This window comes from Lacisediminimonas profundi, assembly GCF_008831265.1.
In the GTDB taxonomy this organism is placed as follows: domain Bacteria; phylum Pseudomonadota; class Gammaproteobacteria; order Burkholderiales; family Burkholderiaceae_D; genus Lacisediminimonas; species Lacisediminimonas profundi.
The window spans coordinates 210,770-222,578 of record NZ_VTTH01000005.1 but is presented as its reverse complement, the minus strand read 5'-3'; the positions used below and the strand labels follow the sequence as shown (position 1 = coordinate 222,578).

At 60.9% G+C, this 11,809-nt stretch carries 10 protein-coding genes and 1 tRNA gene; 3 read left to right on the top strand and 8 right to left on the bottom strand.

Features of this window, described 5'->3' with window-relative positions; translation table 11 throughout:
- Window positions 1–72 precede the first annotated feature (72 nt).
- On the bottom strand, window positions 73–750 hold the full coding sequence (locus tag FVE66_RS15560; protein ID WP_151448362.1) for a DUF4136 domain-containing protein: 678 nt from the start codon (window positions 748–750) through the stop codon (window positions 73–75).
- A gap of 372 nt (window positions 751–1,122) precedes the next feature.
- Here FVE66_RS15560 and pepN point away from each other — a divergent pair, with 372 nt between their 5' ends.
- From pepN to FVE66_RS15545, 3 genes are all read left to right on the top strand, one after another.
- Window positions 1,123–3,813 (top strand): aminopeptidase N, encoded by a 2,691-nt coding sequence (gene pepN / locus FVE66_RS15555; protein WP_151448361.1) that lies wholly within the window; start codon window positions 1,123–1,125, stop codon window positions 3,811–3,813.
- A 113-nt stretch (window positions 3,814–3,926) separates the two neighbouring features.
- On the top strand, window positions 3,927–4,931 hold the full coding sequence (locus FVE66_RS15550) for a class 1 fructose-bisphosphatase (RefSeq protein ID WP_151448360.1): 1,005 nt from the start codon (window positions 3,927–3,929) through the stop codon (window positions 4,929–4,931).
- 60 nt (window positions 4,932–4,991) lie between these two features.
- Window positions 4,992–5,067: transfer RNA gene (locus FVE66_RS15545), tRNA-Thr, on the top strand.
- A gap of 187 nt (window positions 5,068–5,254) precedes the next feature.
- Here the strand turns inward: FVE66_RS15545 and FVE66_RS15540 are convergent.
- From FVE66_RS15540 to FVE66_RS15510, 7 genes are all read right to left on the bottom strand, one after another.
- Complete coding sequence (locus FVE66_RS15540) at window positions 5,255–5,656, bottom strand: HVO_A0114 family putative DNA-binding protein (RefSeq protein ID WP_151448359.1); 402 nt, start codon at window positions 5,654–5,656, stop codon at window positions 5,255–5,257.
- Complete coding sequence (locus tag FVE66_RS15535; RefSeq protein WP_166454483.1) at window positions 5,653–5,982, bottom strand: toxin-antitoxin system TumE family protein; 330 nt, start codon at window positions 5,980–5,982, stop codon at window positions 5,653–5,655. The genes FVE66_RS15540 and FVE66_RS15535 overlap by 4 nt, the downstream gene beginning before the upstream one ends.
- Before the next feature lie 502 nt (window positions 5,983–6,484).
- Window positions 6,485–8,014 carry a 3-hydroxyacyl-CoA dehydrogenase PaaH gene (paaH, locus tag FVE66_RS15530; protein WP_151448358.1) on the bottom strand — a complete coding sequence of 510 codons (1,530 nt, stop codon included), beginning with the start codon at window positions 8,012–8,014 and terminating at the stop codon, window positions 6,485–6,487.
- Between the two features lie 114 nt (window positions 8,015–8,128).
- Complete coding sequence (locus FVE66_RS15525) at window positions 8,129–9,130, bottom strand: NADPH:quinone oxidoreductase family protein (RefSeq protein ID WP_151448357.1); 1,002 nt, start codon at window positions 9,128–9,130, stop codon at window positions 8,129–8,131.
- Between the two features lie 23 nt (window positions 9,131–9,153).
- Window positions 9,154–10,272, bottom strand: a complete 1,119-nt coding sequence (locus FVE66_RS15520) for a CaiB/BaiF CoA transferase family protein (RefSeq protein WP_151448356.1) — start codon at window positions 10,270–10,272, stop codon at window positions 9,154–9,156.
- A 1-nt stretch (window position 10,273) separates the two neighbouring features.
- Window positions 10,274–10,930 (bottom strand): 3-hydroxyacyl-CoA dehydrogenase family protein, encoded by a 657-nt coding sequence (locus tag FVE66_RS15515; protein ID WP_151448355.1) that lies wholly within the window; start codon window positions 10,928–10,930, stop codon window positions 10,274–10,276.
- Window positions 10,931–10,933: 3 nt separating this feature from the next.
- A complete protein-coding gene (locus tag FVE66_RS15510) occupies window positions 10,934–11,809 on the bottom strand; it encodes a 3-hydroxyacyl-CoA dehydrogenase family protein (RefSeq protein WP_151448354.1) in 876 nt (291 codons plus the stop codon).

Below are 11,809 nucleotides of genomic sequence, written 5' to 3'. Positions count from 1 at the left end.
GGCGGATCAAACCTGGAGCTCGCTCCGTTTGAAAGCGCCTGATTCATAGCGTAGACCGTCGCACGCCATGAATCACGGCGTTGGTTTCACCTTCTCCATCTTCAACTCGATCACCCTTGGCACCCCGTTGGGTCCCGGAAACTCCTGGAACGCGCTGCGCATCATATAAGGCATCACTCCCGGCAGCGGCCCCTTGGTGTCGTCGCTGTTGACCGTCACCTCGTACACGTTGCGGCCGGTCCTGGCGTCCGTCATCACCACCTTGAGCTGGCGCGAGTACATCTTGTAGCGGATTTCTTCCTGCTGGATGATCGGCGGTCCCCAGCTGCCGGGATAGTAGACCCCCGGCGGGTAATAGCCCTGCGGCCCGCGCCAGGGCCCCAGCCCCGGTCCGCCGCCCCATGCCCACGGGTAGTAATAGGGATCCGCGACCGGCTGGATCAACAGCACGTCGCGCACCGACGAGCTGTATTGCAGGCGCACCTTCAGTCGTGCCGGCGGCGCTGAGCGCTGTTCCTCGAACCCCAGCCGGGCCAGCTCCGCCCGCAACAGGTTTTCGTAGTTGTTGTACTCCAGCTCGTTGGCCTGTTCTTCGGTGCGCGTGATCACATACGTTCTCTGGTCCAAGTCGGCCGGCCACTCATGAAATGCCGTGACGTCATTGCGGATCGTGCTCGCGCATCCGGACGCCAGCAGCGTCAGCACTGCCACCAATGCCAACGACCAGCTTCGATCGAGAAAGCCCTTCATGTCAGTCCTTGTTTTACGTTTACGCCATCACATCCATTGTAGACAGCCGCCCGCCGTCCGATGTGAATTTCGCATCGTCATGCCCCATCTGGTCAAGGCCGGCAACTCAGCACACTGACGCGGATTGTCGAATTACCCAGGATTACCCTGCCTTCGCGCTGGTATTTTCGGTCGCTGACTTGCTTGCTGACTTGTTCTCCTGCTTGCTCGTATTCGCCTGCATATTGAAGTTCCTGTCCAGTGCCCCATAACCCTTGGTGACAGGAATGCGGCAGGCGGTCGCGGCTTGTTGGCTTAGATATATATCCTGTTGTGAAACTCCGCGATTGGTAAAATTCCATTCTGCGCCCTTTTGAAAGACGGTTCCCCCTCATGCGTACCGACACCAGCAACGCCATCTGCCGCAGCGATTACGCCGCGCCGAATTACCAGGTCGAAACAGTGGAAATGGGTTTCGACCTCGACCCGGCCCAGACCCGAGTCGCCACCCGGCTGACCATGACCCGCAATGCCGGTGCGCGTGGCAAGTCGATCACGCTGTACGGCGACGGACTGGAACTGGTGCAGCTGCGCATGAATGGCCGGCCCCTGTCGCGCCGCGCTTACCAGCTCGACGACGGCGTGCTGCACATTCCGGTCGCCCCGGAACAGCTCACGCTCGACATCGAAACCCTGATCGCGCCCGAGCTCAACACCTCGCTGATGGGCTTGTATGTCTCCAACGGCAACTTCTTCACCCAGTGCGAGGCCGAAGGATTCCGCAAGATCACCTTCTTCCCGGACCGCCCGGACGTGATGGCGCGCTACAAGGTCATGCTGCGCGCCGACCGTGACAAATATCCGGTGCTGCTCTCCAATGGCAACCTGATCGAGCAGGGCGACTTGGGCGACGGCCGCCACTATGCGCTGTGGGAAGACCCGTTCAAGAAGCCGTCCTACCTGTTCGCACTGGTCGCCGGCAATCTGGTCTGCCAGGAAGAACACATGACGCTCGCCTCCGGCCGCGAAGTGCTGCTGCAGGTGTGGGTGGAAGAGGGCAACCTCGACAAGACCCAGCATGCGATGGATTCGCTCAAGCGCAGCATCGCCTGGGACGAACAGCGCTGGGGGCTGGAACTGGACCTCGACCGCTTCATGATCGTCGCCGTCGGCGACTTCAACATGGGCGCGATGGAAAACAAGGGCCTCAACATTTTCAACACGAAATATGTGCTGGCCAATTCGCGCATCGCCACCGACGTCGACTACTCGAACATCGAAGCCGTGGTCGGCCATGAATATTTCCACAACTGGACCGGCAACCGCGTCACCTGCCGCGACTGGTTCCAGCTGTCCCTGAAAGAAGGCCTGACCGTATTCCGCGACCAGGAATTCTCGGCCGACATGATAGGCACCGACAGTGGCCGCGCGGTCAAGCGCATCGAAGACGTGCGGGTGCTGCGCCAGGCGCAGTTCCCGGAAGATGCCGGCCCGATGGCGCATCCGGTGCGTCCCGACGCCTATGTCGAGATCAACAATTTCTACACCGTCACAATCTACGAAAAAGGCGCGGAAGTGGTGCGCATGTACCAGACCCTGCTGGGCCGTGACGGCTTTCGCGAAGGCATGGACCTGTATTTCTGGCGCCACGACGGCCACGCCGTCACCTGTGATGACTTCCGCGCAGCGATGGCCGACGCCAACCACCGCGACCTGTCCCAGTTCGAACGCTGGTACAGCCAGGCCGGCACCCCGCGGGTGGCGGTCGAAACCCATTACGACGCCGCCGGCCAGACCTATGAAATCACGCTCAGCCAATCCTGCCCGGCCACACCGGGCCAGGACCACAAGCTTCCGTTCCATATCCCGGTCGCCGTCGGACTGCTCGACAAGCAGGGCCGCGACCTACCGCTGACGCTGGAACACGCGCCGGCCAGCGGCCAGCAGCAATGCAGCTCGCCTGGCCCGGCCCATACGCTGGTGCTGGAACTGACCGAAGCAAGCCAGTCCTTCCGCTTTACCGGTATTGCGGTCGAGCCTGTTCCCTCGCTGCTGCGTGATTTCTCCGCGCCCGTCATCCTGGAATACGAATACAGCGACCGCGAACTGGCGTTCTTGATGCGGCACGATTCCGACCCGTTCAACCGCTGGGAAGCCGGCCAGCGCCTGGCCACCCGCAGGCTGCTGAAACTGGCCGAGGCGGTCGTCAACAACTCCGACCTTGCAGCGACCATGCCCGCCGATGACGCGCTGATCGCCAGCATGCGCATCACGCTCGACGACGACAGTCTCGATCCCGCATTCCGCGAGCAGGTGATGGTGCTGCCGTCAGAAACCATGATCGCCGAGCAAATGGAGCAGATCGACCCGCAGGCAATCCACACCGCGCGCCAATTCCTGCGGCGCCAGCTGGCCGCCGCCCTGCGCGAGGAACTTGAACGCGTGTACGAAGCCAATGCCACCCCGGGCCCCTACAGCCCGGATGCCGCCTCTGCCGGCAAGCGCGGCCTGCGCAACGTCGCCCTGTCCTACCTGGTCGAACTGGATGATGAAATCTCCCATGCCATGGCACGCCAGCAATCGGACGACGCCGGCAACATGACCGAGCGGATTGCCGCCTTGTCGGCGCTGGTCAACAGCAACGCGGCGGTGAAAGGCGACGCGCTGGCCCGTTTTTACGACGACTTCAGCGACGAACCGCTGGTGGTCGACAAATGGTTCACGCTGCAGGCAACCGCCCGCACCACCACGCTGGGCAAAGTCAGGGAGCTGATGAAGCATCCCGCCTTCACCATCAAGAACCCCAATCGTGCCCGCAGCCTTTTGTTCAGCTTCTGCAACGGCAACCCGGCGCAGTTCCATGTGCCGGACGGCAGCGGCTATGAATTCTGGGCCGAGCAAGTGATTGCGCTGAACGCGATCAACCCCCAGGTCGCGGCCAGGCTGGCGCGCACGCTGGACCGCTGGCGCAAGTACGTGCCCGAGCTGCAACATCACATGCGCAGCGCGCTGGAGCGGGTCGCCGCCACCCGCAAGCTGTCGAAAGACGTGCAGGAAGTCGTCACCAAAGCGCTGGCGAACTGAAGAATCTGGGAAAATGGCAAGGATGGAAGAAACCGGGGAGGGGACTGGTCCCCCGTCCCGGTTTGATTGATTGACAAAAAAGTATCAGATAACTAAAACATCTAGGGATGACCATGAAACGCATCAGCCTGACCCAGCACCTGATCGAAGAACAGCGGCTGAACAACACGATACCCGCGTCGCTGCGGCTCCTGATCGAAGTCGTCTCGCGCGCCTGCAAGACCATCTCCCATGCCGTCGGCAAGGGCGCGCTGGGCGAAGTGCTGGGCAGCGCCGGCTCTGAAAACGTGCAGGGCGAAGTCCAGAAAAAGCTCGACATCATCTGCAACGACTACCTGCTGCAAGCCAACGAATGGGGCGGCCACCTGGCTGCGATGGCATCGGAGGAAATGGAAACCATCCATCCGATTCCCAACCGCTACCCGATGGGCGAATACCTGTTGTTGTTCGACCCGCTCGACGGCTCCAGCAACATCGACGTCAACGTCTCGATCGGCACCATCTTCTCGGTGCTGAAAGCGCCGGAAGGCATGACCACCCCGACCGAAATCGATTTCCTGCAGGCCGGCACCCGCCAGGTCGCCGCCGGCTATGCGATCTACGGCCCGCAGACCATGCTGGTGCTGACCACCGGCAACGGCGTGCAAGCCTTCACGCTGGACCGCGAAATGGGCTCGTGGGTGATGACCACAAACAATGCGCAGATTCCCGAAGAGACCAAGGAATTCGCGATCAACGCCTCGAACGCGCGCCACTGGCATCCGCCGGTCAAGCGTTACATCGACGAACTGCTGGCTGGCAGCACCGGCCCGCGCGGCAAGGATTTCAACATGCGCTGGGTGGCCTCGATGGTCGCCGACGTGCACCGCATCCTGACCCGCGGCGGCGTTTTCATGTACCCGGCCGACGCGCGTGAGCCGGACAAGCCAGGCAAACTGCGCCTGATGTACGAAGCCAACCCGATGGCATTCCTGGTCGAGCAGGCCGGCGGCGCCGCCACCGACGGCCGCGGTCGCATCATGGACATCCAGCCCGAAAAACTGCACCAGCGGGTGCCGGTTTTCCTGGGATCCAGGAGCGAAGTGGAGCGGGTGACGTCGTATCACCGGCAAGACTGAACCTGCGATAACAAGTAGTTCTCGCAGGAAGGCCGGTTTTTTTGCTAGAATGCTGCCTTCGCTGATGTAGCTCAGTTGGTAGAGCAACTGATTCGTAATCAGTAGGTCACCAGTTCGATTCCGGTCATCAGCACCAAAGATTAAAGGGCTCCGTTCACAAGACGGGGCCCTTTTTCTTTGTGCGGCCACGAATTCCTGCCGGGTCAAGACGGAATCCTCCCATCCCCCTTGTCATGTATTTTCGAAAGATGGGCTCAGATCTCCTTGGTACCCCACCGAACGGATGTTCAGTAAAAGTCAAGACCTGACCCCACCCCACAGCCTTACGCAGCAGCAATGCAGGCGTTGATGGAGATTGTGCTTGCCACAGGTATCACTACCTTCTTTCGGCCATGCCCTTCATTGCTGACGGACTCCACCTTGACGAGGCCGAGTTCTGACAACTTGGACACGTCTCTCGACACCGCGCTGGGGTTGCGGTGTGAGGCAACGGCGAGGTCTGCAATAGAGTGCCGCCCTTTGCTGGCAATGCGCAGCAGCTCGAATCGTTTCGGGGTGAGCTGACTCAGAAAGTCTTCAAACTCGAAGCTGGTGAAGACCTTTGAATATGGCAACGAATCGGCTTGTTCATCCAAGGCCCGTGCAACCTCCTTGCCCTTGATCGAGCGAGCTTTCAGGGCAGGACTTTTTGCAAAGTCTTCCAGGGTGATCTTTTTCTTCGTCATATTTGTTCTCCGTTGACGAACTTGATGGCAATCTCCTGCCATTCCCGCTCGAACCGCTCATACAGATCTTCGTAGCTGGTGAACGGGTCAGGGACTATGGAACCCATGTAGTGCCGATGGGTGTAGTCGTGGCTGTTGTCATAACCAAGCACCCGGCCGTTGTCACCACTGAAGATCAGTGGGTTGATGTACGCGAGCGCATAACTGACGACCTTTTTTGAGGGTAATTCACGAATCACCCGCTCCTTCAATATTCCTCCGCCAAGTCGGCTGGGAATCTTCACGTCCGCAGGGGCGTAGATTTCCTGTTTCTTCGGTCGTTTCATAGCTTCAGTCATGATGTTTAAGATCATGGCTGTTGTCAAGGGGTGCGGGTGGATCGCCCTCGCGGGGGTTCACCACTGTGCCGCGACGTCTTCGTCATAGAGGCGCTTTCCGCGTCTTGCTTGTACCCCATCGTACGGCTGTGCAGTAAAAGTCAAGACCTGACCCTGCTCTACATTCACGCCAGTGTGGCTAACGAAACCTGGCGGCACGCCGAGGAACTGGCGCGTGCGCTTCTTTCCCGGATTGTGGCTGCAACAGGATTCAGCCGCCGATTCGAACCTTGCATCGCCGCTCTTGAAAACCACATCGAGACGGCTAGCGTCAAGATTCGACGGCTGGGGTGAGTCTATAGCAAGGAAAAACCAGATCAGGAACGGGGGAGAAGCGATAGCTGATCTCCGCAATTTGTGAATGTGCGCTCAAGTGCTCGTATCCCCCGAACTTCACCCGGGTCGCTTGCCTGCCGCCAAACTTGCTGACCAGGCGAGCCTGCGTGCCGTCTTACTCGTGAAACCTTGAGCCGTTCCACACCTTGCGCTGGATCAGCGGTGAAACCCGGTAACGATCTTCCCCGTAGGTGGCCGCCAGGTTATTGAGGACGGTCCGCACGCAAGGCAATCCAATCGAATCGGCCCAGGCGAGCGGCCCGAGCGGATAGTTCACGCCCTTCTGCATCGCCGTGTCGGCGCCTTGCGCGGAGCAGACGCCCTGGTTGACCGCGTCGGCCGCCTCATTCGCCAGCATCGTCACGGTCCGCATGACGGCCATGCCCGGCACGTCACCAAGACGCGAGACGGCGTAGCCTGCAGCCTGCATCAAGCCGACGATGGCTTGATATGCCTGTGGATCGCATTGGTCGGCAGGGCACAGGGCCACTCGCCTGGCTGTTTTGTAATCCAGCGCCAGATCCAGCAACACCGTATTGGCAATGCCGGTCTCGCTGGCGCGTTGTGTCGCGCTTCGTCCATCCGTAAGGCAGAGCAGCGCGCCCTCGCATTCCAGTATGGCGTCTTCCCTGGCCGCCGCGCCGCGCGTGAAGGCGGCCCCGGATGCAGCCATGCGTGCGGCGATGGCGTCGGCGACAGCGCCCGCGTTGCTCACGGTCGCGCTGGCTGGTGCGCTTTGTGTTGCTTCCGTTCGCGGTTGCGGCGGTGCTGCATCGTTCCCGTATTGGTAGAAGCCACGGCCGGACTTGCGGCCCAGGAATCCAGCCGCCACCAATTCTTGCTGGGCGACGGAAGGGGTAAAGCGCGGATCATTGAAATAGGCATCGAACACCGAGTTCGTCACGGCAAAATTGACGTCATGGCCAATCATGTCCATCAGTTCGAACGGTCCCATCCGGAAGCCGCCTGATTCCCGCATGATGGCGTCGATCGTTGCCGGTTCGCCCGCCTGCTCGACCAGGATGCGCAACCCCTCCGCGTAATACGGACGCGCAACACGATTGACGATGAAGCCAGGCGTCGACTTCGCGTAGACCGGACTTTTTCCCCATGCCTGGGCCGTCGCATGCACGATGTCTGCTACCCGCTGGTCGGTCGCCAATCCGCTGATCACCTCGACCAGCGCCATCAGGGGCACGGGATTGAAGAAGTGCATTCCGACCAGGCGGCCCGGATTGCGCAGCTTCGCGCCCAGCGCCGTGATGGAAATGGACGAGGTGTTCGTCGCCAGGATGCAATCCTCCCCGACGACGTTTTCCAGGTCGGCGAACAGCTGGCGTTTGATGTCCAGGTTCTCGATGATCGCTTCGACGATCAGGGCGGCGCCTGCCGTGTCGGCGAGGCTTGTCGCGGGCGCAATCCGTGCGCTGGCTTCCATTGCCGCCTGTGCGCTCATGCGGCCTTTTTCGGCCAGCATCTGAAATGTTTTGCGGATGCTGCCAATGGCCTTGTCGACGGCTTCCGGCCGGGTGTCATACAGCTTGACCGGATGGCCGGCCGCTGCCGCCACTTGCGCAATGCCAGCGCCCATCGCCCCGCTGCCGACGACAGCTACAACGCATGAGGGATCTAATCGAGTTGTCATTGGAATGCTTCCTTGGAATGGCTAATCATGAAGAGGGGGGCGTGTCCAGCCCAGGCGGCGGACTCACCGCTGCCCGGGCTTGCAAGGTCGTGAGCACGGGTGAAAAAAGTGCAATCAGGCCTTCGCGTTTGCAGTAGTCAGGATCACTTTGCCCTGGACCTTGCCGGCCTTGACCAGTGCCAATGCTTGCGCACAGTCTTGCAGTGCAAAGCTGCGCATCACATTGGGTTTGATCTTCCCGGCGGTGTACAGGTCAAATAGCTCGGTCTGCACTCGCCGCACCCATGCCGGATCGCGCTCGCGATAGTCGCTCCACTGCAAGCCGGACACGAGGATGTTTTTAACCAGTAAGTAATTCGCCTTGATGGCAGGGATGCGGCCCGCTGCAAATCCGATCACCACCATGCGGCCGCGCCAGGCCAGCGCACGCATGCTGGCATCGAACACATCGTCGCCGAGCGGGTCCAGGATCACGTCGGCGCCGTGACCGTTGGTGACCGCCTGCACTTGCTCGCGCAGCGAGTCGCGCAGATTGTCGGCGCCGATGTTGATGATATGGTCGGCCCCGCTTTCCGTGGCCAGCCTTGCATGTTCTTCGCGCCGGACGCCCGCCAGCACCGTCGCGCCAAGGCCCTTTGCGATCTGCACTGCGGCCAGGCCGACGCCGCCGCCGGCGCCGTTGACCAGGACCACTTCTCCCGGCCGGTACATGCCGCGCTCGACCAGCGCGAAATGCGCTGTCTGGTACACAAGGCCCATTGCAGCAGCATCGTTAAAGGACATGCTGTGCGGAATGACGAAACAGTTCTCCCCGCTGGTCACCAGTTGTTCGGCGTACGCGCCGTATTCGACCTGCGCCATGACACGGTCGCCCGGCTTGCAGGTCTTGACGTTGCGGCCAGTGGCAAGCACTACGCCGGCCGCATCTTTCCCGGGGCTGAAAGGCCGCGGCGGCAGTATCTGGTACTGGCCGCTGATGACGAGCAAATCCGGATAGTTCACGCCAACGGCGTGGACCTCGATCAGGACTTCGTCATCACCAAAGGCAGGCGTGCCGACTTCTTCAAGCTTCAGTGTTTCAGGTTCACCGTGTTCCCTGACTACGATTGCACGCATGCGGGTTCCATCCGTTTTCTTTGTTATTGATCGAGACCGAATTCGTGATTCGCCTCGCCCAGGCCCGGGTAGCCGTCGACGGCTTTCTGGTCGCGGAATTCACGTGCGACGGGAATGGGCAATGCGGCAATGCTGCGGTCTCCGCTGGCGAGTTGCTTCGAAAACAGGCCGCGGCTGCGGAAGTGGGGATGCTCCATCGCCTCCTTCATTGAAGCGACAACGGCGCAGCACAGGTCCTTGCCCTCGAAGCACTTGGCCCAATGCTCGGCCGTTTGTGCAATAAGGATTTGCTGGATTTTCGACTTGACCATTTCGGGATTCGTGGCATCGTCGAGCAGCTCCTTGGGGGCGCCGATCGCCTCGATGAAGTTGGCCCAGAATTTTTCTTCCAGCGGTGCCGCAGCGATGAACTTGCCATCGCTGGTGCGATAGACCTGATAACGTGGCGTGCCGCCGGTCACCAGTTCTCCGCCCGGCAACGGCCACTGCCCCAACTGGCCGTTGCCGATCGCCCAGTAGAGAAAAGTGAACAGGTTGTCGGCCATCGCGATATCGAGCTTGCAGCCCTTGCCGGTTCGATCGCGCTGACGCAATGCGAGCAGGATGTTGACAACGGCCGGGTAGGTTCCGCCGGCGATGTCGGCGATCAGGGCAGGTGGAAGCCCCGGAGTGCCATCCGATCCGGCCGAGAGCCCGAGCATTCCGGATACGGCAAGGTAATTCAGGTCGTGCGCGGCAACCTGCGCCAAGGGGCCCGACTGGCCATATCCCGTGATTGCGCAGTAGATGATCTTGTCGTTGATCGCGGACAGTGCTTCGTAGCCCAGGCCCAGCCGATCCATGACCCCGGGCCGGAACTGCTCGACGACAATGTCAGCGCTCGCTATCAGGCCACGCAGCTTGTCGATGATCCCTTTTTCCTTCAGGTCGATCGCGATACTGCGCTTGCCCCGGTTGAGCAAGGCAAAGTTCACGCTATCTTCGCCAAATTTCGGCTCATAGCTGCGCATCTCGTCGCCACGGCCGGGACGCTCGATCTTGATGACTTCGGCACCAGCCTCAGCCAGCACCAGCGTCGCCATCGGCCCCGGCAGAAGCGTGCTGAAATCGAGGACGCGCACTCCTTCCAGGGGGCGCATCATGTCAAGCCTTTCGGTCCGGCGCGCGGGCCTTGGCCACGCGGGCCCGGCGTGCGGGCGCATAGGGCGACTCGCCATAGGCATCGAACAGCCCGCTGGTCACGTCGAAATGATGTTCAAGGCCGGTCCGCTCCAGCAGCGAAATCGGGCCTTCCGGATAGCCAAGGCCCAGGCGAAGCGTCAGGTCCATGTCGTCCGCGCTTGCCAGGCCTTCGTCCAGGCGGCGCAGCGCGGCATTGTAGTAGGGGCGTACAAGACGGTCGATGATTCGTCCCTGGAAATCAAAGCACACAGCGACCTTCAATCCGGCCGCTTCAAACACTTCTTTGGCAGCGGCGATTGCGGCCTTGGCCGTGTTCGGCTGGAGTACCAGCTCGATCAGATTGGAAGGCTCGCCATCCCCCAGCCTGAACCGATTGAACCCCAGCACATTGGATCCTTCATTGCCGCGGCTTTCCCCGGTGTGCACGCCCAGGCACTCGTTCCCCAGTTCAATCAGGATTGCTGCTTTCTTGTCCGCATCTGCAACAGTCGGAAGCGCCTGGCCTGCCGTGGCGCCCAACAGGATCACAAGCTCCCCCTCTGCCGACTTGCCGTCCAGCAGAGCATGCGGCGCCGGAAAGGAACGGCCGTTGCCGGTATCGATAATTGAATATTTCATTGATCAGCCTCCGAACATGGCATTGCCTTGGTATGTGTAAAAGCCGCGTCCCGACTTCCGTCCGAGATGGCCGGCAGCGATCATGCGCTTGACCAGCGGCGGACATGCCGCGCGTGGCTCGTGAGTCACGCCATACAGCGCTTCGCACAGCAGCAGCTGGGTGTCGAGCCCGATCAGGTCCAGCAGTTCGAGCGGCCCCATCGGATAGCCCAATCCTTCCTTGATCGCGCGATCGATGTCGGCGGGTTCGGCGACGCCGGCTTCGACCAGCCGGATCGCATCGTTGTTGTAAGGCACCAGGAAATAATTCAGGATGAAACCGGGATTGTCCTTGGTCTTGACCGGGCGCTGGCCCATGGCTTCGCATGCAGCCCATGCCTTGCTGAAGGTTTCTTCAGACGTATTCAAGCCGGGCGACATCTCGACCAGCTTCATCAACTGTGCCGGCAGGCAGAAGTGCATGCCGACAAAGCGGTCATCGCGGCCGGAGCCGCCCGCAATTTCCGTAATCGACAGGGTCGAGGTGTTGGACGCGAAAATGGTATGTGCCGGGCACACTTCATTGAGCTTGCCGAACAGGTCGTGCTTGACGCGCAGGTCTTCGAATACGGCATCGATCACCAGGTCGCAGGCAGCGAGGTCCGCCAGGTTCGTGGTTCCGACCAGATTGGCCATGATGGTGGCTACCTGGTCCTGGGTCAGCTTTCCGCGCTGCACCGATTTTGCGAAGAAATCCGCTGTCTGCTTGCGCGAGCGGTCCAGCGCATCCTGCCGTGTGTCGTAGACAACGGTGCGAAATCCGGCGCGCGCTGCGACGATCGCGATGCCGGCGCCCATGGTGCCGCTACCGGCTACGCCGATGGTTTTGATATCACTCAT

Coding starts and splice junctions, on each gene's coding strand:
- FVE66_RS15525 (WP_151448357.1), bottom strand. CDS start 9,130: ATGCGTGCAATCGTAGTCAGGGAACACGGTGAACCTGAAACACTGAAG.
- FVE66_RS15560 (WP_151448362.1), bottom strand. CDS start 750: ATGAAGGGCTTTCTCGATCGAAGCTGGTCGTTGGCATTGGTGGCAGTG.
- FVE66_RS15540 (WP_151448359.1), bottom strand. CDS start 5,656: ATGACGAAGAAAAAGATCACCCTGGAAGACTTTGCAAAAAGTCCTGCC.
- FVE66_RS15515 (WP_151448355.1), bottom strand. CDS start 10,930: ATGAAATATTCAATTATCGATACCGGCAACGGCCGTTCCTTTCCGGCG.
- pepN (WP_151448361.1), top strand. CDS start 1,123: ATGCGTACCGACACCAGCAACGCCATCTGCCGCAGCGATTACGCCGCG.
- FVE66_RS15550 (WP_151448360.1), top strand. CDS start 3,927: ATGAAACGCATCAGCCTGACCCAGCACCTGATCGAAGAACAGCGGCTG.
- FVE66_RS15520 (WP_151448356.1), bottom strand. CDS start 10,272: ATGATGCGCCCCCTGGAAGGAGTGCGCGTCCTCGATTTCAGCACGCTT.
- FVE66_RS15535 (WP_166454483.1), bottom strand. CDS start 5,982: ATGAAACGACCGAAGAAACAGGAAATCTACGCCCCTGCGGACGTGAAG.
- paaH (WP_151448358.1), bottom strand. CDS start 8,014: ATGACAACTCGATTAGATCCCTCATGCGTTGTAGCTGTCGTCGGCAGC.
- FVE66_RS15510 (WP_151448354.1), bottom strand. CDS start 11,809: ATGAGTGATATCAAAACCATCGGCGTAGCCGGTAGCGGCACCATGGGC.